At 41.5% G+C, this 19,693-nt stretch carries 18 protein-coding genes and 1 other RNA gene; 11 read left to right on the top strand and 8 right to left on the bottom strand.

Features of this window, described 5'->3' with window-relative positions; genetic code table 11:
* Positions 1-202 precede the first annotated feature (202 nt).
* Positions 203-565: a winged helix-turn-helix transcriptional regulator gene (locus tag ACNURT_RS16395; RefSeq protein WP_370997856.1), complete on the bottom strand. Its 363-nt coding sequence runs from the start codon at positions 563-565 to the stop codon at positions 203-205.
* A gap of 108 nt (positions 566-673) precedes the next feature.
* Between ACNURT_RS16395 and ACNURT_RS16390 the strand changes: the two genes are divergently transcribed.
* From ACNURT_RS16390 to ACNURT_RS16380, 3 genes are read left to right on the top strand one after another with little or no spacing between them, the layout of a single operon-like run.
* The gene (locus tag ACNURT_RS16390) at positions 674-1,426 is read left to right on the top strand and encodes a glucose 1-dehydrogenase (protein ID WP_419698613.1); all 753 of its coding nucleotides are present in this window, start codon (positions 674-676) and stop codon (positions 1,424-1,426) included.
* A 16-nt stretch (positions 1,427-1,442) separates the two neighbouring features.
* Entirely contained in the window at positions 1,443-2,072 is a 630-nt protein-coding gene (locus tag ACNURT_RS16385) for an NADPH-dependent F420 reductase (protein WP_419698612.1), read from the top strand.
* A gap of 13 nt (positions 2,073-2,085) precedes the next feature.
* The gene (locus ACNURT_RS16380) at positions 2,086-2,844 is read left to right on the top strand and encodes an SDR family NAD(P)-dependent oxidoreductase (RefSeq protein ID WP_419698611.1); all 759 of its coding nucleotides are present in this window, start codon (positions 2,086-2,088) and stop codon (positions 2,842-2,844) included.
* A gap of 493 nt (positions 2,845-3,337) precedes the next feature.
* Here ACNURT_RS16380 and ssrA read toward each other — a convergent pair.
* The 4 genes from ssrA to ACNURT_RS16360 all read right to left on the bottom strand — a co-directional run bounded on the left by ssrA (position 3,338) and on the right by ACNURT_RS16360 (position 6,110).
* Positions 3,338-3,706, bottom strand: a transfer-messenger RNA (tmRNA) gene (ssrA, locus tag ACNURT_RS16375).
* Between the two features lie 87 nt (positions 3,707-3,793).
* Entirely contained in the window at positions 3,794-4,855 is a 1,062-nt protein-coding gene (locus ACNURT_RS16370) for an acyltransferase (protein WP_419698610.1), read from the bottom strand.
* Positions 4,856-4,979: 124 nt separating this feature from the next.
* A complete protein-coding gene (locus ACNURT_RS16365) occupies positions 4,980-5,735 on the bottom strand; it encodes a DUF6882 domain-containing protein (RefSeq protein ID WP_419698609.1) in 756 nt (251 codons plus the stop codon).
* 12 nt (positions 5,736-5,747) lie between these two features.
* The gene (locus ACNURT_RS16360; RefSeq protein WP_419698608.1) at positions 5,748-6,110 is read right to left on the bottom strand and encodes a winged helix-turn-helix transcriptional regulator; all 363 of its coding nucleotides are present in this window, start codon (positions 6,108-6,110) and stop codon (positions 5,748-5,750) included.
* Positions 6,111-6,225: 115 nt separating this feature from the next.
* Here ACNURT_RS16360 and ACNURT_RS16355 point away from each other — a divergent pair, with 115 nt between their 5' ends.
* Complete coding sequence (locus ACNURT_RS16355) at positions 6,226-6,978, top strand: SDR family NAD(P)-dependent oxidoreductase (RefSeq protein WP_419698607.1); 753 nt, start codon at positions 6,226-6,228, stop codon at positions 6,976-6,978.
* 218 nt (positions 6,979-7,196) lie between these two features.
* Positions 7,197-8,381 carry a DUF1624 domain-containing protein gene (locus tag ACNURT_RS16350; RefSeq protein ID WP_419698606.1) on the top strand — a complete coding sequence of 395 codons (1,185 nt, stop codon included), beginning with the start codon at positions 7,197-7,199 and terminating at the stop codon, positions 8,379-8,381.
* A gap of 23 nt (positions 8,382-8,404) precedes the next feature.
* Here the strand turns inward: ACNURT_RS16350 and ACNURT_RS16345 are convergent, their stop codons facing one another.
* Complete coding sequence (locus ACNURT_RS16345) at positions 8,405-10,804, bottom strand: ABC transporter permease (RefSeq protein WP_419698605.1); 2,400 nt, start codon at positions 10,802-10,804, stop codon at positions 8,405-8,407.
* Between the two features lie 276 nt (positions 10,805-11,080).
* Here ACNURT_RS16345 and ACNURT_RS16340 point away from each other — a divergent pair, with 276 nt between their 5' ends.
* The 4 genes from ACNURT_RS16340 (at position 11,081) to ACNURT_RS16325 (ending at position 14,318) form a co-directional block, all read left to right on the top strand.
* Entirely contained in the window at positions 11,081-12,001 is a 921-nt protein-coding gene (locus ACNURT_RS16340) for an NADP-dependent oxidoreductase (protein ID WP_419698604.1), read from the top strand.
* Positions 12,002-12,297: 296 nt separating this feature from the next.
* Positions 12,298-12,879, top strand: coding sequence for a Crp/Fnr family transcriptional regulator (locus ACNURT_RS16335; RefSeq protein WP_419698603.1), 582 nt, complete (start codon positions 12,298-12,300; stop codon positions 12,877-12,879).
* 83 nt (positions 12,880-12,962) lie between these two features.
* Positions 12,963-13,856, top strand: coding sequence for an MBL fold metallo-hydrolase (locus ACNURT_RS16330; protein WP_370997809.1), 894 nt, complete (start codon positions 12,963-12,965; stop codon positions 13,854-13,856).
* Between the two features lie 69 nt (positions 13,857-13,925).
* Positions 13,926-14,318, top strand: a complete 393-nt coding sequence (locus ACNURT_RS16325; protein WP_370997808.1) for a nuclear transport factor 2 family protein — start codon at positions 13,926-13,928, stop codon at positions 14,316-14,318.
* 78 nt (positions 14,319-14,396) lie between these two features.
* Here ACNURT_RS16325 and ACNURT_RS16320 read toward each other — a convergent pair whose 3' ends face one another.
* A complete protein-coding gene (locus ACNURT_RS16320; RefSeq protein WP_419698602.1) occupies positions 14,397-15,623 on the bottom strand; it encodes a pyridoxal phosphate-dependent aminotransferase in 1,227 nt (408 codons plus the stop codon).
* A gap of 120 nt (positions 15,624-15,743) precedes the next feature.
* The gene (locus tag ACNURT_RS16315) at positions 15,744-16,142 is read right to left on the bottom strand and encodes a DUF1573 domain-containing protein (protein WP_076370587.1); all 399 of its coding nucleotides are present in this window, start codon (positions 16,140-16,142) and stop codon (positions 15,744-15,746) included.
* 158 nt (positions 16,143-16,300) lie between these two features.
* Here ACNURT_RS16315 and ACNURT_RS16310 point away from each other — a divergent pair, with 158 nt between their 5' ends.
* Positions 16,301-18,733: an alpha-ketoacid dehydrogenase subunit alpha/beta gene (locus tag ACNURT_RS16310; RefSeq protein ID WP_370997798.1), complete on the top strand. Its 2,433-nt coding sequence runs from the start codon at positions 16,301-16,303 to the stop codon at positions 18,731-18,733.
* 212 nt (positions 18,734-18,945) lie between these two features.
* Positions 18,946-19,527, top strand: a complete 582-nt coding sequence (locus ACNURT_RS16305) for a nitroreductase family protein (protein WP_419698601.1) — start codon at positions 18,946-18,948, stop codon at positions 19,525-19,527.
* Positions 19,528-19,693 lie beyond the last annotated feature (166 nt).

The raw sequence follows: 19,693 nt of genomic DNA, 5'->3' as shown, positions 1-19,693 counted from the left end.
TAAAACAATCGCCCCACATGCTACTTAGGGTGTTTAGCAGTTTTCATTTCAACGGTTAATAGATTTCAGAGGCCAGTCGAATGAATGTCGGCCTGCCAATACCGCTGAGGCTGTCAATACTTAATATTGTCAATATACTGCTTGTAAACTCGCCATTTGGATCAGATGCCCGGAACTTTTTCATTCCCAATTTAATCTTACACTATTGGGCATAAGTTACTTTATCAGTCTCTTTGGGTGTTAAAGCTATCTCATATTTGCAATTCCATTCTTTTATACTTTCCAGAATTGGCAAAAAAGCTAAGCCTTTTTCAGACAACTTATATTCTACCCTGGGTGGTAGTTCCCTATAGGCCAATCTTTCCAGTAGTCCGTCTTCTTCCAACTCTTTAAGTTGTTCGGTCAGTACTTTCCTTGAAATGAGCGGTATAATGGAATCCAGCTGACCAAACCGAACAGTACGGGTGCCAATCACATTAATGATGATCGGTTTCCATTTATTGCCAATAGTGCCGATAGCTCTCGTAAAGGGGCAATTCGAAGCGCAAAATCTCTCGTCTCTCATATTTTCAAATTTTGTAGTTACCTCGCAGTAACCAGAATGAACTATGTTAGTTACAAATATAAACTAATGATAGTAACTTTGCGAAACAAATTTAATATTAAATTAAAAATGAGCAGATTAACAAATAAAGTAGCCGTAATTACAGGTGGTAATAGCGGCATTGGATTGGGCATTGCACTGGAATTCAAGAATGAAGGTGCAACGGGAGTTATCGTCGGCAGGAATCAGGAAACGTTGGATAGCGCTGTGGTGAAACTGGGGGATGATTTTATCGCCATCAACGCCGATGTGACCAACCTGGCCGAACTGGAAAGGGTGTTTGCAGCAACCGCCGAAAAGTTTGGTAAGATAGACGTCGTTGTTGCCAATGCAGGTGCTGGAGCCGCAGGAACTGTGGCAACTTTTGATGAAGACGCGTTTGATAAGGCCATTGATCTAAACCTGAAAAGTGTTTACTTCACTGTTCAAAAAGCACTGCCTTATATGAATGACGGTGGTTCTATTGTTTTGATAGGGTCAAATGCAGCACATCGGGCGTATGCGAATTTTACGCTTTATGGCGCTGCAAAAGCGGCGGTGATCTATTTAGCAAAAGGATTTTCAAGCGACCTTTTAGAAAGAAAGATCAGGGTAAATGTGATCACCCCAGGCACCACAGATACACCAGCATTTGACAAGTTTGTTCCCGCAGAACAAATGGAAGCGGTAAAAAAACACTTTGCTGATCAAATGCCGATAGGCAGGATCGGGCAACCGACTGACATTGGTAAAACAGCGGTTTTCCTGGCCTCTGATGATTCTTCGTTTATGTTGGGTGCCGAACTCCTTGTTGATGGCGGCATGACCTATTTATCAAAATAATTTAAAAATTCTCAAAATGAATAATTCACAAAACAAGGTAGCAAAAAGCTACGCAATTATCGGTTTTGGCAAGATTGGCAAGGCCCTGGCAAAGGCATTCGCCCGTAGAGGCATCAAAGTATCCGTTGCTACAACGCGTAACCCGGAAAGCTTTGCACCCGAGGCCGCCGAGATTGGAACCGGGATCATTCCAGCAACACTGGCGGATGCCGTCAAGGCGGACGTCATCTTTTTGGCGGTGCGTTTTGAGTCGCACCCGGACGTCGCAAAGGCGCTGCCTGAATGGCAGGGAAAGATCATCGTCGATGTGACCAATGCCTACGGCGTACCTCTCGAAAAGTTGGGAGGGCTGCCTTCTGCCAAATTTGTAGCGCAGGCTTTCACCGGTGGGAAACTCGTTAAAGGCTTCAACCATTTAGGCGCTGCTATCCTTGACAAGGACCCGGCCGTACATGGCGGCAGTAGAGTCGTGTTCCTGGCAAGCGACGATGAGGGTGCAGCTGAGGAGATCGCAGCGCTTGCGGAAGATCTCGGTTTCGCAGCAGTTAAACTTGGCGGGCTGTCGGAAGGCGGACTGCTGGTACAAGCGCTGGGAAATACCTGGGGACAGCTAATCTTCCAGGACCTGATCAAGTTTAAATCTTAAAATAATAGGAACAATGAATAAATTACAAAACAAAGTAGCGGTAGTTACCGGTGCATCGAAAGGAATAGGCGCAGCAATTGCCAAGCACTTTGCCGCAGCCGGCGCAAAGGTAGTGGTGAATTATGCCACAAGTAAAGAAGGTGCAGATAAAGTAGTTAAGGAGATTACGGATAACGGCGGCACGGCCATCGCTGTACAGGCCAATGTTTCGAATGAAGCCGATGTAACCAGGCTGTTTGAAGAAACCAAAAAGACTTTCGGCGCATTGGACGTTTTAGTAAATAACGCGGTAGCTCAAGGATACGCACCTATTGAACAGATTTCGGTGGAGGCATTTCATCAAAGTTTCAATGTCAATGTTTTAGGGCCTATATTGACTATTCAGGCGGCGCTGAAACTTTTTGGCAATAAGGGCGGAAACATTATCAATATCAGTTCCGGTGCAAGTAAGTATCCTCTTCCGAACGCGTCATTATACTCTTCAACTAAAGCAGCGCTTGATGCCTTCACTATTGCTTTATCTAAGGAGTTGGGTGTTAAAAACGTTCGGATCAATTCTATTTTACCGGGCGCTACAAATACGGAAGGTGCCGCCAATGCAGGCGTCACTCCTGGCAGCGACTATGAAAAAATGTTTGTCGAAAAAACACCACTTGGCCGCAGGGGCCAACCCGCAGATATCGCGAAAGCTGCCGTCTTTTTGGCTTCCGATGATGCAGCTTGGATCACAGGCGAGCAAATTTCCGTTTCGGGTGGCATGTATGGCTTTTAAATTCGTAAACTCAAGAAAATGCCAAAACACATTAAAATAATGGTTTCAAAAGTATAATTTTCATTCAATCCCTGTTTCTTCCGGAGGCAGGGATTTTTTGTTTCATAAATATTTCTGGTGTTAACTTATCACATACTTTTTTATGAACCAGTGTGCTCTTCAGATCATAATACTTAGGTGAAAGTCCCCAACGGCGAGTGTAGGGGCTTTGTATTTCAGGCTGATTGCAATGAAATATTAATCTTATTTGTTTTTTGTTTTTGAAAGTGAAACAAAATTAAGCTCGCAATCACATCTGTACAAGATGTTTAAAATTTTAACAAATTGATTATCAAATCAATAATCTATTTTAGTGGTTAAGGAGTATCCAAAATTTAGTCACCGAATTACGCTCCTTTTTATTGCGAAATGGTGAATAACATAGTCATTTGACTAAAAAACAAAAGCCCGCAATTATTTAATTTGCAGGCTTTAGTCTGTTTTACATTGAACTTAGTGGAGCCGGAGGGATTCGAACCCTCGTCCAAACATGGTATAAGGTAAGCTTTCTACATGCTTAGCTTCTGTTTAATTGTAGGGAAGGGGAAGGTCAGTCGCTTACCTGTACCGTCTTCCTTAGGTGCTTTATCTCGCCTGCTTTGCACACCATTAAGCTGGCCAGTTCCGTTTTTCGATGCCCCTATTGCCGATTCAACAGAACGGAAAACCGGCGGGACAAAAGCTGGTTAATTCTAAATTAAGCAGCTAAGGCGTAGTTATTTTCGCCATTTGTAAGTTTGAGCGTTCAGATTTAAGCGCTAATTCACCCAACGCGCTGCATGCTTACTTACTTATCTCCATCCTGTCAATTCCGGTCGACCCCATTTTTATTAGAGTTGCATTTGCCGGTGGGCAGTTTGCAGTTAAGGGTACAAATATACAGAAAATACTTTGCAGTTAAGTAACGCTTTTACCCAACAAGGTGTTTTACAAAAGGTATTTTACTCATCACATAAACTAAAAGCCATGACAATAAAAAACATGACACAGCTATAACAGGAATACTTAACATGGGTGTAAAAATGGCGTAGTTAACATCTGCCAAATCAAAAAGTGTTAATATCAACGCATGACTGAAATAAATCCCCAGCGTAAATTTTCCGGTATTTTGCGCTATTTTATTCAATGCCGGATTTAACTTGACCACAGTATACCTTGCGATCAAAAACGCGCTTGCCGAGAGCAGGATGATGAACGGACTTATCGGTTCATAAAAAAAAGTGCTTAGCTCATGATTCTTTAGCAGCAGGTAATGGGTGCCAGCAATAATGATCAGCGCTGTTAAAACAAATATCGCAGCTGCGATATAAACCATGCCGCGGATACGAAATTTTTTGTAAGCCAAATAGTACCCCAACACCAGGTATCCCATGTAACCGGTAAAGTTTTGAAGGTCAATAGCTGTATCGAAGCCGCTTAAGTATGGCTTGCTTAACAATACCGTTAAAAGCCAGATCCCGAGAAAATATAACAATTCTTTTTCCGATGCCTGCCTTACAAACTTACCAATGATGGGGATAAATAAGTATAAACCTATCAATAAGTATACATACCACAGATGGTAATAGGCGCCTGTTTGAAACTGGAGTAAGATCAGTTTGGTGTTGGCCCAGATGCTGTTTGTAAAAGTAAATTCCTCATTATAACACCTGTAAAGTATATAAACCGTACTCCAGAAAAGAAAAGGCGGTATAAGCCTGCCAAGTCGTTTCTTCAAAAAATCATCCAGTTCATAATCCCGGTGAAGTAGCAAAGCGCCGGTTATCATCACAAAAACCGGCACAGCAAAACGTACTAAAGCATTGTAGATATCGGCCACCAGCCAATCCTGCATGGAGCTTCCTTTGTGATAAAAAAGCAGGGGTGAAGCTGTGTGTAATACCACCACAGCAAACATGGCTATCAATCGTAAGTTATTTATCCAGGTTATGTTTTGCGGCGTGCCCTGAGCGCTCTCCTGGTTAAATATCATTTTTTAGAACTGCAATAGCTGGTTTAGGCTTTGGGCACATTATCCTTTATAAATTCGGGTAAATATAAAAACAGTAATTATAAAACGAAGGGTTACTTGAGGGAAATATGTTATGCACTTATAACTACACACCTTGATTTCTTTTTTTAATCTCAAAATAACATTGGTTACAAATAACTTTAATTTTGGCAAACTCCATTGATACATCATTCCATTCGCCCTCTTGCAATCTTATATTTTCGCATTCAGTACACCAGGCCTGATAATCGTCTTCAGGTTCAATTAAGGGGTCTGATTCAAATGCTTCATGAAAACCTGAATATTCGTTCTTATTCAAATGCTGACAGACAAATGCTAACCTGCCTGAACCATGTGAATCACAAAGCACGACTTTCTCTTTAAGTGAGTTATAGGTCTCCTCACTTAGCTCATTTGTAAATATGAAGTAAATGAAAAGGTGCTCTTGAGGGATTCTGTAAACACCTATGGCATTCAGCAGCGTTGCTGTTATGGCGGTCATTGCCCAACCTGTGTATTCATCACCATCAATTAGTCCCTGGGTTAACTGCCCAAATTTATTTTCCTCTCCAAAAGCCTTTACTTTTTTAAGAGGTACTTTAACGTTGTTAGGAATGGAGTCGTTATTCCATGACCAATTCCAAGTATTGGTGTTTGTTGAAAATGATCCGGTCTCAACATATTTAAAGTACAGCTTTCGTCCATCATCCGACTTAAAATTAAATACACCAATATCTTGATCGTAAAACCATTCTTCATAACACTCAATGTCATATAATTTCATAAACTCATCCTGTAACGATGAAATGTCATTAAGGCATTTGTCCTGGTAATCATCAAAATTTAGTTGGGAAACATTCATAATACCGGATCGTTAGTCTTTCTTTACCAAACTCCGTTGTTTGCCGCCCCAGGCACTTAGCTGTTTCAGGATTGGGCCAAGCTCAAGCGCCATCTCAGTGAGTTCGTATTCTACCCTTGGTGGTACCTCTGCAAAAACGGTTCGTTTCACCAGTCCGTCTTCTTCCAGCGCCCGCAGTTGCAGGGTTAACATGCGTTCTGATATATAAGAAAACTCTTTTTTGATCTCGTTAAACCTTCGTTTTTTAGTACGTAACTTATCCAGTATCAATAATTTCCACCGGCCCCCAAGCTTATGAACAGCGTAGGTTAAATCACAATCAATTACACATACTTCATTGCGGGTATAGGTTGAGGTTTGCTTTCTTCCTGCCATTAGTTACTTTTTTGTTAGTACCGTACAACTAATTACTTACCATGCAAATTTAAGGTTACCCACTAATTTTGACAAAGAATTTTTTAACAACAAACAAAATAGCAATATAAAAATTATGGATCTGTATTTAAAAGGAAAAAACGCGGTAGTGACCGGCGCCAGCCAGGGACTTGGCAGGGCAATAGCAAAAGAATTGGCTGTAGAAGGCGTTAAAGTATTGGCAACCGCCCGGAATAAAGAATTACTAAAAAGCCTGCAGGAAGAAATAGTAGCTGCCGGGGGCGAAGAACCGCTTATATTGGTACAGGATTTTGTTGCACCTGATGCGCCGCAGAAAATTGCAGCGGCGGCTTTGTTAAATTTGGGCGAGGTTGACATATTGATCAACAATACCGGTCGCAGTCAGCCGCTGGATGTTATTGGGGCGGATGAGGCTTGGAGCGAGTCGATGACGATGGACTTTGACCGTCACCGGCAGCTGACCCAACAATTATTACCCCATTTTATAGAGCGTAAGCAAGGCGCTATTTTAAACATTACCAGCACGTATGAACTGCGCAGCGTGAATGTTTCGGCGGTAGCCAAAGCAAGCATCGCGATGTGGTCAAAACAGCTGTCGGCACAATTGGGTAAGCATGGTATCAGGATCAACTGCCTGCAGCCTGGTCTTTTGGATACTGCTAATGTACGCCGCATATTTACTGCCGAAGCGCGAAAGGAATTTGCTGCCCGGGAAATACCCCTGGGTGATTTTGGTGAACCGCAGGATATAGCCAATATGGCCACTTTCCTGGTATCGCCTCGTGCAAAATATATCACCGGTACTGTTAATATTGTAGATGGCGGAATGCGTCATTATGCTTTCTGATCATTTATAATAACAAGCACTATCATTACATCATTTTCGCTTAAAAAGGGTAGCAAAGTGATGTAGTGATAGTGCTTTTTGGCAGGACTATTTGCCTTAGGCTGATCATCAATTAAGATTATGTTATTTACCTGCTTTTTTCATAACAATGTCAATGATCAGATATTTTCCGAAATTCGCTTAGTAAATTAATATCTTTATGCTCATACCCAAACCGAATGAGCACTATTGTAAAGAACCGGATAACCTCCATTGATTTCCTTCGCGGCACTATTATGATCATTATGGCGCTTGACCATGTGCGGGATTATTTATACTCCGGCTCGTTTCTGTTTGATCCGCTTGATCTTACAAAAACAAGCGGCATATTATTTTTCACCAGGTGGATCACCCATTTTTGCGCGCCAATATTTATGCTGCTTGCCGGAACATCGGCCTATCTCATCGGGCAAAAAAAGTCCAAAAAGGAATTATCAATTTTCCTTATAAAAAGAGGCCTGTGGCTCGTTTTTCTTGAAATGATCGTGGTTAACTTTGCCTGGAATTTTAATATTGCGTTCCCCATGTTCTTGTTTGTAACTATTTGGGCGTTAGGTATAAGTATGGTAATACTGTCGGCATTTATTCACCTGCCAAAAAGGCTTATCCTGGGGATTTGCATTGTTATAGTAGCGGGGCATAACCTGTTGGATAATGTGCATGTGGAAGGTAATTCGATAGCCGCTTTTGGCTGGGCGCTGATCCATGACCAGCGATTTTTTACCTGGCACAAGGAAATTCTTTTAGTCGGTTATCCCATTGTTCCGCTGATGGCAGTAATGCCATTAGGTTATTGTTTGGGCGCATGGTACACCGCTGGGTACGATGCCGATAAGAGACAACGGAATTTATTGATCCTCGGCAGTTTAGCTATTGTTTTGTTTGTGACATTGCGTTATACCAACTTATATGGCGATCCGGTAAAATGGAGCGTACAAAAAGATGCGTTCTTTACTTTCCTGTCATTTATTAAAGTGAGTAAATACCCGCCGTCTTTATTATATCTCTTAGTGACGCTGGGCGGGGCATTTTTATTCCTGTCATTTACCGAAAAATTAAGGGGGTACGTTGTAAACATAATTTCAGTATATGGCAGGGTGCCCATGTTCTATTATCTTATCCACATCTACGTAATACACCTGATAGCAGTTATTGCATCGGCCCTTATCCCAGGACAGGATTGGAAAATATGGTTCCTGACCAAGCCTATTTGGTTTACCACAAATCTTAAAGGTTATGGATTTTCGTTGCCGATAGCTTACCTTATTTGGACAGCCATAGTTGTTGCTTTATATCCTTTATGCAAACGCTATGACGCATACAAACAAGCCAACAAACAAAAATGGTGGTTGAGTTATTTGTAAATTTTTTTTACTGATGATTGTAATTATTCGCTCCTTAAACTTTTTACCGGGCTTGCAATTGCCGCTTTAATTGATTGAAAACTTATGGTAACCAACGCTATCAATACCGATATAAGCGCTATAAAAGCAAAGGTTAGCCAGGTAACGTTGATACGGTAGGCAAAGCCCGATAGCCATTTATCCATAGCATACCAGGCCAATGGCCAGGCAATGATATTGGCTATCAAAACCAGTTTCAGGAAATTACCCGAAAGCAATAGCACAATACGCTGTACAGATGCGCCCAACACTTTTCGTACCCCGATCTCTTTCACCCTTTTTTCGGCGGAATGTGATGCCAAACCAAATAAACCTAAACAGGAAATGAAAATAGCCAGCCCGGCAAGGATACCGACTATTTGGCTTACCTGGTTGTCGGCCTTGTAAACCTCGTTAAAGTGATCGTCCAGAAATTGATATTCAAATGGGTAATCAGGATATAGGCTATTCCATTTCGATTTGATAAAGGCTATAGCCGCGGCGGTATTATTACCGTTGATCTTAACAGAGATATTTCTGAAATCCCAGGAATGCGCGCATACCATAAACATGGGTTCAATTTTGTATTGTAAGGAGTTAAAATTGAAGTTTTTGGCTACTCCTTTTATTGTGCCTAATGAATCAAAGCCAAACTGTAAGCCTATTAACGATGATAAGGGGGCTTTGGGATGATCTTTTAATAGTGATTTTGCCAGTGCTTCGTTAACAATATATTCCCGCCCGTTGAGCTTTTTATCCTGAGAGAAATTTTGACCTGCAGCCAACTTTATTTTATACAGATCAAGGTAATTATCATCTACCACTAACAAGGTTGTACCAAAATCTTGCTTGGGTCCATCCGCAGGTTTAAATGATACTCCTGTTTGATCCAGATGGCTTCCTAAAATATCCTGCGAAGCGGTTACGCCAGATACCAATGTGCTGTTTAGTAATTCATCTTTAAAAAGCTCGTATTTTTTGGTGGTGATCCTATCTAAAGGGATATTGACTATTTGTTCACGATTGTATCCGGGATCCTGTTTTTGCATAAATCTTAATTGCCTTAACACAAATACAGTGGCAATCATCAAAAAAATAGCACTGCTAAATTGAGTAACAACCAGTATATTCCGGAGTAATCCTTTGTCTTTCCCAACTTGTATAGAGCCCTTTAAAACTTTGGCTGCCTGGAACGAAGATAAGTAAATAGCAGGGTAGATGCCCGATAGGAGACCGATAAGAACCGTGCCGCCAAACACAAAAAATATAGCGCCGAGACTGCCGAATACATTGAAATTTATGCTTCTGTCGCTCAGGTTATTGATATAAGGCAGGGCCAGTTCAACCAGGCCAATGGCAAAAATTAATGCGATGAAAGAGATCAGGACTGTTTCGCCTAAAAATTGAAAAGCCAGCTGGAAACGATGAGCACCTATAGATTTGCGGATGCCTACTTCCTTGGCTCTCTCGGCCGAACGGGCGGTTGAAAGATTGATGAAATTAACACAGGCAATGATGAGTACGATGAGCGCGATAATGGCAAACAGGTTGGTTGATTTTTTATCAAATTTCTGATAGTTGATATAATCCAAACCTATATCGGCCGAGTTGGCGTGTACATCCTTCAAAGGCAGCAAAAACAGCTTCATATATTTGGTGCCATCTTTACCCAAATGCTCTGTAATAAAGGCAGGGAATTTCTTTTCCAGTAATGCCTGATCGGTGCCTGGCGCAAGTTCAAGATAGGTGTTTAGCCAATTGCCGCCCCAGTTTTTAAACATCCAGGGTTTATAAATACTGCTGAATGAAAACAGGGCATCAAATTGTAATTGTGAGTTTTGAGGTATATTGGCAAGCACTCCGGTTACGGCAAAAGAAACAGTATCATCACCATAATGGGTTACCGTTTTCCCGATAGGGTTGGCATCTCCGAATAATTTTTTAGCTGTTTTTTCGGTAAGTAAAATACTATTAGGCTTTGCAAGCGCAGTTTTTTTATCGCCGCTGATGAGTTTAAAATCAAAGATCTGGAAAAAGGTAGAGTCGACGGCAAATGCTTGTGGCAAAAACATGCGCTCGTTGTTATAGGTCATCTGGTATTTTTCATTCCACTTTATCTTCGTGAAATTTTTTATTTCCGGGTACTTCATTTTTAAAGCCTGTCCCATCGGAAACATAGATAGTGCAACCTTTTGCGTTGTACCTTCCTGGCCAACCGTTTGCACTTCATTTAAACGGTAAATGTTTTTGGTATGAAAATTATCAAAGCTCTTTTCATAAGCAACAAACATTGTTATCACCATAAAGGCGGCCATACCCACAGCCAAACCTATAATGTTAATGGCCGAGAAAGCTTTGTTCTTCCAGATATTGCGCCACGCTATTTTAAAATAGTTCTTGATCATCAGTTTAACGTTCTTAGGGTTAGGAAATTAAAATGATGCTCTAAAATACATGCCATGTTTTTAATTATCTGATTTTTAATTAATTATGCAGATAATGTGGGTTTTGTACTGTATCAGAACCGAACGTGATCTTGCTTGTTGTGTATCAAAAACGGATAGACCTGACAAAAAATATTGTATTATTTAAAAAGCATTTTGGTTGGTTTTTATTTACCTGTAAGAGATATGGCATGAATGCTAATCGGTTACATTTGTACATAACTAACTATAAAAAATATGAAAGCAATCCAAATGACAGGGTACGGAGATTCATCCGTTTTGAAAATAGAAAACATGGCTAAACCTGCACCAGCAACCGGTCGGGTGCTCATCAAAATAGCGGCTACAACTATTAATCCGTTTGATATGAAAATCCGCTCGGGTGCAATGCAGCAATTTATACCTATTCCAATTCCCTTTGTTCCAGGTACTGATTTCTCCGGAACGGTGGAAGAGACCGGCGGGAATGTAACCCGGTTAAAAAAAGGAGATAAGGTATTCGCCACCACATTTGGCGGTACCTATGCTGAATATATTGTGATGGATGAAAAAAATATTTCTTTGATCCCGGATAATGTTAGCCTTAATGAAGCTGCAGCGCTGGCTGTTCCGCTGAATACCGCCTATAGCGTACTGATAGAGAGCGCGGATCTGCAAGCGGGTCAAAAAGTATTGGTGCATGGAGCTGCAGGTGCTGTCGGTATCGCGCTGGTTCAGATGGCCAAAGCATTGGGTGCTTATGTAATTGGCACAGCATCGGCAAAGGGTGCGGATCTCATTAAATTATTAGGCGCCGACGAAGCAATCGACTATAAATCACAAGACTTTAGCAAATTAATGCATGATGTTGACCTGGTTATAGACGGAGTAGGAGGTGAAACGCTGCGGAAATCATACGCTGTGGTAAAAAAGGGTGGTAAATTAATTAGCATAGTTATGCCTACTTCAAATGAAGAAGCTGAAAAATATGGCATCTCTGCTGAGTTCATCAATTCTGCGCCAAAGCTTGAGAAATTAGCATTCGGTAAAAAGTTAGTCGAGGAAAATAAAATTACTCCACAGATAGTCAAAGTACTTAGCCTTGAAACTGCTGCTGAGGCACAGGACCTGGTTACGGCAGGGAGCCTTAATGGAAAAGTGGTCTTACAGGTAAGTTAATAGAGCTTGTTGTTGATTTTAAGATTTAGCTTACCTGATGATATGTTAATTGGACGAAGGCTCGAATCCCTCTATCTCTCTGAATCGTTCGCAATATCTGCGCTTTGCTTGAAAGTTTTTATATCAAATCAATAACGTTTAGCAAGGCCTTCGGATTAATTTCCGGAGGCTTTTATTTCTATATATTCAACATTAACCTCTTTTTGTACATTTGAAATGTACTGAATGTTAACGTTTTTAAATCTTTGCGGTAGCAATGTCAAATCTTTAGTGAAATTTTAATACCACCAAGCGTAATGACAAACCTTCTCCAGCAGAATATAAACACACACATATCCCTTTCGACCTCCGAAATGGAAGCTTTTTGTGATCTGTTTCAAAATATGATCATAAAAAAGAAAAGCTTTTTATTGAGTGAGGGCGAGGTTTGCAAGTTTGAAGGATTTGTGGTGAAAGGGCTTTTTCGTGTTTATCATATTGATCAGAATGGTTTTGAACAAGTACTCTATTTTGCTGTTGAAAATTGGTGGATCACGGATATTGATAGTTTTACCACTGGAAAACCTTCACAGCTTTTTATACAAGCCCTTGATGACAGCGAAGTATTGCTCATCTCAAAAAAAGATAAAGAGGGAGCTTATACAAATATTCCCAAAATAGAAAAGCTCTTTAGAGTAATGACCCAAAAGACGCATGTTGCTTTGCAAAGAAGAATGATAGACAATTTAAGCAAAACTGCAGACCAACGTTATCTTGACTTCATTGAAAAATATCCAGCACATTATAACCGCCTTACGAATCTTCAAATAGCGGCTTACCTGGGAATTAGCCACGAGTTTTTAAGTAAAATAAGGAAAAAGATAGTCGGTAAAAAATAATGCCGATCTCATTTATTGAACTTGTTCAACGTTTTTGAGTATGAGATGATCGCATCTTTGTGCTGTTATTAAACAGCAAAATCATGAAACGTATTATTTCAACTTTATTATTCTTAACCATCTTAAATTTATTCAGTATGAACGTACAGGCACAAGGTTTCAAAACTATTGAAACAAGCAATTTTAAAATTCAGGTTTACAATGCATCAGAAAATAGTTTTGGAGTGGCATCGGTCATCATATCCGGAAAAACAGATGCTGTATTGATCGACGCACAATTTACATTAGCAGACGCCGAAAAAGTTGCCCAGGAGATCAAAAACTCCGATAAAAAACTAACCACTATTTATGTGTCTTATGGCGATCCAGATTTTTACTTCGGATTGGAAGTGTTTAAAAAATACTTTCCGGAAGTTACTGTTTATGCAGCACCGGCAACTGTAGAGCATATTAAAGCGACGGCTCAAAAGAAATTAGATGTATGGGGAGCACAATTGGGTAAAAATATTACATCAAATGTTATTCTGCCCCAGGTTTTAAAAGGAAACAGCATTGATCTGGAAGGGCAGAAATTAGAGATTGTAGGCTTGGAGGAATTTCCATCTAAAACTTTTATCTGGATACCTTCTATAAAAGCAGTTGTAGGCGGTATTAATATTTTTGGAACCACTTTCCATCTTTGGATGGCTGATGCACAAACAACAGAAGCCCGCAAAGAGTGGATCAGTGTTTTAGACAAAATTGAAGCATTACACCCGGCAATTGTGGTTCCTGCACATGCTAATTCTGCAAGTCCATTTGATGAGAGCGCCGTAAAGCACACGAAAAGCTATATTCAGTTCTATGAAGAGGCTTTAAAAACCAATAAAACCTCAGGAGCGTTGATAGCTGCGTTAAAATCAAAATACCCTGCGCTTACTTTTGACATCGCCTTGCAAATAGGCGCGAAAGTAAACACTGGCGAAATGAAATGGTAAAATTATTAATCTTGTTCAATCTGGCAATGTTATTGCACGGTCAGGTTGTTCTTTTAAATAAAAAATAAAATGACAGATCTTGCAATTATAAAAAGCACTTATGAAGGTAAAACTTCAGAAGAAAATGGGAGAAATTTAGCTAAATACGTAGCCGAAGATATCAACTGGACCGAAGCCAAAGGTTTCCCCTATGCAGGAAATTACATCGGCCTGGAAAACATCGCCAAAAATGTTTTCAGTCGTTTGGGAAGCGAATGGATTGATTATAAATTTACACCAGAAGACTATGTTGTGAGCGACAATAAAGTTGTAGCATATGGTACCTATACAGGGACTTACAAAATCACAGGTAAATCATTTGCAGCCAGAGTTGCTCATGTATGGAAATTGAAAGATGGGAAAATCAAGAGTTTTGAACAATTTGTTGATAGTCAACCCGTCAATGACGCCATGAAAAATTAGATATTTTTTATATCCATAGTAGCTTAAAAACAACAAAACCCAATAATTATTGGGTTTTGTTGTTATATACATATATTTTTATCTGCTTTCGGCAAGCTGTTCATTGTTCACCATGCGTCCGGGGTAAACTTTCAGAGCTTCTTCCAGGCAGATCATTGCGTTTTTCAGGTCTTCGTTTTTTAAAACGTAAGCCATGCGTACCTCGTTATATCCTGCGCCTGGGCTGCTGTAAAAGCCGGTTGCAGGAGCCATCATCACCGTTTGGTTATTATAGCTGAAGGTTTCCAACATCCATTGGCAAAATTTATCGGCATTATCAATAGGTAATTTGGCTACCACGTAAAAAGCACCACCCGGATTTGGGCAGTAAACGCCATCTATTTTGTTCAATGCGCTTACCAGCGTATCCCGGCGGCTGGTATATTCTTTATTTACGGCTTCAAAATAGCTGTCGGGTGTATCAACCGCGGCGGTACCTGCAATTTGTTCAACCATACCGGCGCTCAGGCGGGCCTGGGCAAATTTTAAACCAGCGCTTAAAACCGCCTTGTTTTTGGTGATTAAACAACCCAAACGAGCGCCACAGGCACTGTAACGTTTACTTACCGTATCCATTACGATTACGTTTTCGTCCAGTCCATCCAGGTGCATGGGCGAAATAAAGGTGCGGCCGTCATAGCAAAACTCCCGGTATGCCTCGTCCGAAAACAGGTACAGATCATATTTTAGGGCCAGTTCTTTTAAGGCTTCGAGTTCCTCTTTAGAGTATAAATACCCTGTAGGGTTATTGGGATTGCAAATAATAATAGCCTTGGTTTTATCGGTTATCAGTTTTTCAAACTCACTGATAGGGGGCAGGGCAAACCCGTTATCAATAAAAGAAAGTATGGGTTTTACCACAATATCACTCTGGCTGGCAAAGCCGTTGTAATTAGCATAAAAAGGCTCCGGGATGATCACTTCATCGCCCGGGTCAAGGCATGCCATCATAGATATGGTAATGGCTTCAGAACCGCCGGTGGTTACAATGATATTATCTGGTGTAATGTTGTAACCCAGCTTGTTATAATATTCTGTAAGCTTTTTACGGTAGGTGAGTGTGCCTTCGGATGGGGTATAGGCCCAAACCTTAAAGTCAATATTTTTAATGGCATTCAGCATGCCTTCAGGAGTTTCAATATCGGGCTGGCCAATGTTCAGATGATAAACTTTTTTACCATCAAGCTTTGCTTTATCAGCATAAGGTGTTAGCTTACGTATAGGCGATGCGGGCATGCGCTGCCCTTTTTGAGATATTTTTGGCATGTGCAAAATTAATAAAAAAGAAAGTATTGTTGTTGCATACTTTCCTAAACGAAAAAAGACCCTTGAAAAAGGGCCTTTTTTGTAAAGTTTTATAATCCCTCGCTAAGCAAGGGCTTAGCTTTATTTGCTCGACGCTGGTTTGGCTACAACCTCACCAATAATGTTCAGATACTTTTCTGGTGTAACCGCGTTTGATTTTACAACAATAGTTTTGTTGAAAGGTGCGGCGGCAGCAGCATTGTAAGTGATTTTGATAGTGCCTTTTTCACCACCTTTTACAGGCGTTTTGGTGTAATCGGCGATAGTACAACCGCAGGTTGGTCTTACTTCTGTCAAAATAAGAGGCTCTTTACCAACGTTGGTAAATTCAAAAACGGTGGTTACAGGAGTACCCTGAGGTATTTTGCCAAAGTCGTGTTTTTCTTCATTGAATTTAAACTCCGCTTTTTGGCTATCCTGTGCCGATGCAGTAAAGGCAAAACCTAAAACTACTGCGCAAATCATTAGTATCTGTTTCATATGTTGTTTGATTAATACAAATATATAAGGTTTAACGTAAAACAAATATATAAGGTTTAACCTAAATTAAAAACTATTAGTTAAACTCCATGTTTTATCGTCAGTATGCAAAATACAGAATAGAATTTTATAATTTTACCGTCTAAACGAAATTATATATGCCCGAATCTACCTTACGTGCAACCAGTAAATTTAATACTGCAGAACTAAGTTTTGATGATTTCAAAAAAATTGTGATTGACGATTATCGTATTGGTTACGAAAGTCGGCAGGCAAGTTTAATAGGCAGGAGAGAGGTTTTAACGGGTAAGGCCAAGTTTGGCATTTTTGGCGATGGTAAGGAAGTTGCCCAGTTGGCCATGGCCAAAGCTTTCCGCGCCGGCGACTGGCGCGCTGGATATTACCGCGATCAAACTTTTATGTTTGCTACCGGTATGAGCAATCTCAAAGAGTTTTTTGCCCAGCTTTATGCCAACCCTGATATTGAAAAGGATCCCGCCTCGGGCGGCAGGCAAATGAACTGTCATTATGCCACCCGTTTTGTTAATGCCGACGGCAGCTGGGTTAACCAGGCCGAAACCATGAATTGCTCGTCAGACATTTCAACTACGGGCGGTCACATGCCCCGCTTGCTGGGTTTGGCTTACGCTTCCAAACTATATCGCCAGAATAAAGAGCTGGAATACCTGAAACAGTTTTCTGTAGGTGGTAACGAGGTTGCCTTTGGCTCTATCGGCAACGGTTCCACATCCGAAGGTTTGTTTTTTGAAACCTTTAATGCCGCTGGCGTGCTGCAGGTGCCTATGGCTATTTCGGTTTGGGACGATGCCTACGCCATCTCCGTTCCGGCTAAACTGCAAACTACCAAAGAAGATATTTCTGAAATACTGAAAGGTTTTCAGCGCGAAAATGGCTCCAACGGTTATGAAATATTTAAAGTAAGGGGCTGGGATTATATTGCCCTTTGCGAAACTTACGAACGGGCCATTAACATATGCCGTGAGCAGCATGTACCGGTATTGATACACGTGGTAGAGATGACACAGCCGCAGGGGCACTCCACTTCAGGCTCGCATGAGCGTTATAAATCAAAAGAGCGCCTGGCCTGGGAAGATGAGCACGATTGTTTGCTGAAAATGCGCGAGTGGATGATCTCATCGGCTATTGCTAATGAAACCGAACTGGAGGCGCTGGAAACCGAAGCCAAAAAATATGTACGTGAATGTCAGCGTGAAGCGGCCGCCGAGCTGGGCGATATCATCAAGGTTGAAGTTGAGGAAACCGCACGCTTAATTGACAACCTGGCCTACACGTTGTCTGCCAATGAGGAGCTCAATAACATCGCTGCCGAACTACGGTCAAGCTATGATGCCGGCCGGAAAGATACTGTTGGTTCTGTACGCAAAGCTCTCCGCCTTACCGTGCACGAAAGCGTTGCTGAAAGACAGGTATTATTGGATTGGCTAAAAGCAGAGACCATCAAAAATAAAGAGCGTTATGATTCTAAATTATTTTCAGAAACACCGCAATCTCCTTTAAATGTGCCTGTTGTACCGGTTACTTATAGCGAAGATGCACGCTTGCTGGATGGTCGCGAGATATTGAATGCTTGTTTTGATGCCAACTTTGAGCGCGATAAAAGCATCGTGGCCTTTGGCGAAGATGTAGGCGCCATAGGCGATGTTAACCAGGGCTTTGCCGGTTTGCAAAGTAAATACGGGGATCTGCGCATTACCGATACCGGCATCCGCGAAACTACCATCATCGGGCAAGGCATGGGGCTTGCTATGAGAGGTTTGCGCCCCATTGCTGAAATCCAATACCTGGATTACCTCATTTACGCTATGACCGTTTTGTGCGATGATATAGCCAGTTTAAGCTATCGCACCAAAGGCGGACAAAAAGCGCCACTAATCATCCGCACGCGCGGCCACAGGCTTGAAGGGATCTGGCATTCAGGATCGCCAATGGGATTGATCGTGAATTCGATGCGTGGTTTCCATATTTGCGTGCCCCGTAACATGACCCAGGCCGCAGGCTTGTATAATACGCTGCTAAGGGGTGATGAACCAGCCATTGTGATCGAAAGTTTGAATGGCTACCGCCTGAAAGAAAAACTTCCTGAAAATGTGGGCGAATTTACCATTCCGTTAGGTAAGGCTGAAATATTGAAAGAAGGGGGAGACATCACTGTTGTGTCCTACGGATCAACCTTGCGTATTGTACAGGAAGCTGCTGTTGAGCTTGATAAAATGGGGATACATATTGAAATTATTGATCCACAAACCCTGTACCCTTTTGATATCGACAATGTTTGCGGTACCTCTTTAAAAAAGACCAGCAAATTATTAGTTATCGACGAAGACGTACCCGGAGCGGCATCAGCCTATATTGTTCAAAAAATAGTGGAAACCGAAAATGGTTACTATTCTCTTGATGCACAACCCAGAACGTTAACCGCTAAGGAACACCGTCCGCCTTATGGTTCTGATGGCGATTATTTTAGCAAACCATCTGTTGATGATGTGATCGAAGCGGTTTACGCCATGATGAACGAAGCTAATCCCGCTAAATATCCAGCGATTTTTTAATTAGCGATTTAGTGAATTAGCGAATTAGTGAGTTGTTGAATTCGCGATTTACCCTCCGCGCGTCATTGCGAGGTACGAAGCAATCCCCGATAAGCAGAGCCGCTCAGTAAGTAGGGGATTGCCACGTTGCGCAATGACGCTTTTTTCACCTCTCCATTCAATTCTGCGCTTAAATCTTTAAGTTTGCTGACATTCTATTCTACATACACATTATGGATTCTACAACATTCACTACTATATCAAACATCATTAAAACGCGCCGTTCTGTAAAGCCGGCTGCTATGAACGGACAAAAAATACCTAACGCGCAGGTAGCTGCCTTGCTGGAACTGGCCGATTGGGCGCCAACTCATGGTTATACAGAACCGTGGCGCTTTATCGTGTATGAAAACCCTGCTGATTTTTGCCGTGAACATGCCGAAATATACAAACAAGGCGTTGGTGTTGAAGATTTTAATGAGCTTACTTATTACAATCTGCAACACCAGGGTGATAAGGTTTCACACGTGATCATTGTAACGATGAAACGTGGCGATCTGCCTAAAATACCACCGTTTGAAGAGATCGCAGCGGTGTCAAGTGCTATCCAAAACATATTGCTTGGAGCAACAGCCCTAAACGCGGCCTCATTCTGGAGTACGGGCGGGGCCATCCTAAAACCCGGCATGAAGGAGTTTTTGCAACTGCGCGAAGAAGATAATGTAATCGGTGTACTATACCTGGGCTACGCCGACCAGTACCCCGAAGGCAGAAGAAACACTCCGCTCGAAGAAAAGATCAATTGGGTTAAGTAAAATATAAGGTAATTTCCATGTCATACGAGCGCAGCGTGGCAATCACCTCGCATATACGATAGATTGTATCCGATGAGATTGCTTCGTGCCTCGCAATGACATGTTGGAGATAAAATAAAGAGGCCTGTCACCCTGAGCTCGTCGAAGGGCGTGTGCAGTGGCCTGC

Source organism: Mucilaginibacter sp. NFX135 (assembly GCF_048565145.1).
Lineage (GTDB): Bacteria > Bacteroidota > Bacteroidia > Sphingobacteriales > Sphingobacteriaceae > Mucilaginibacter.
This window is presented reverse-complemented; position numbering and strand designations above follow the sequence as displayed.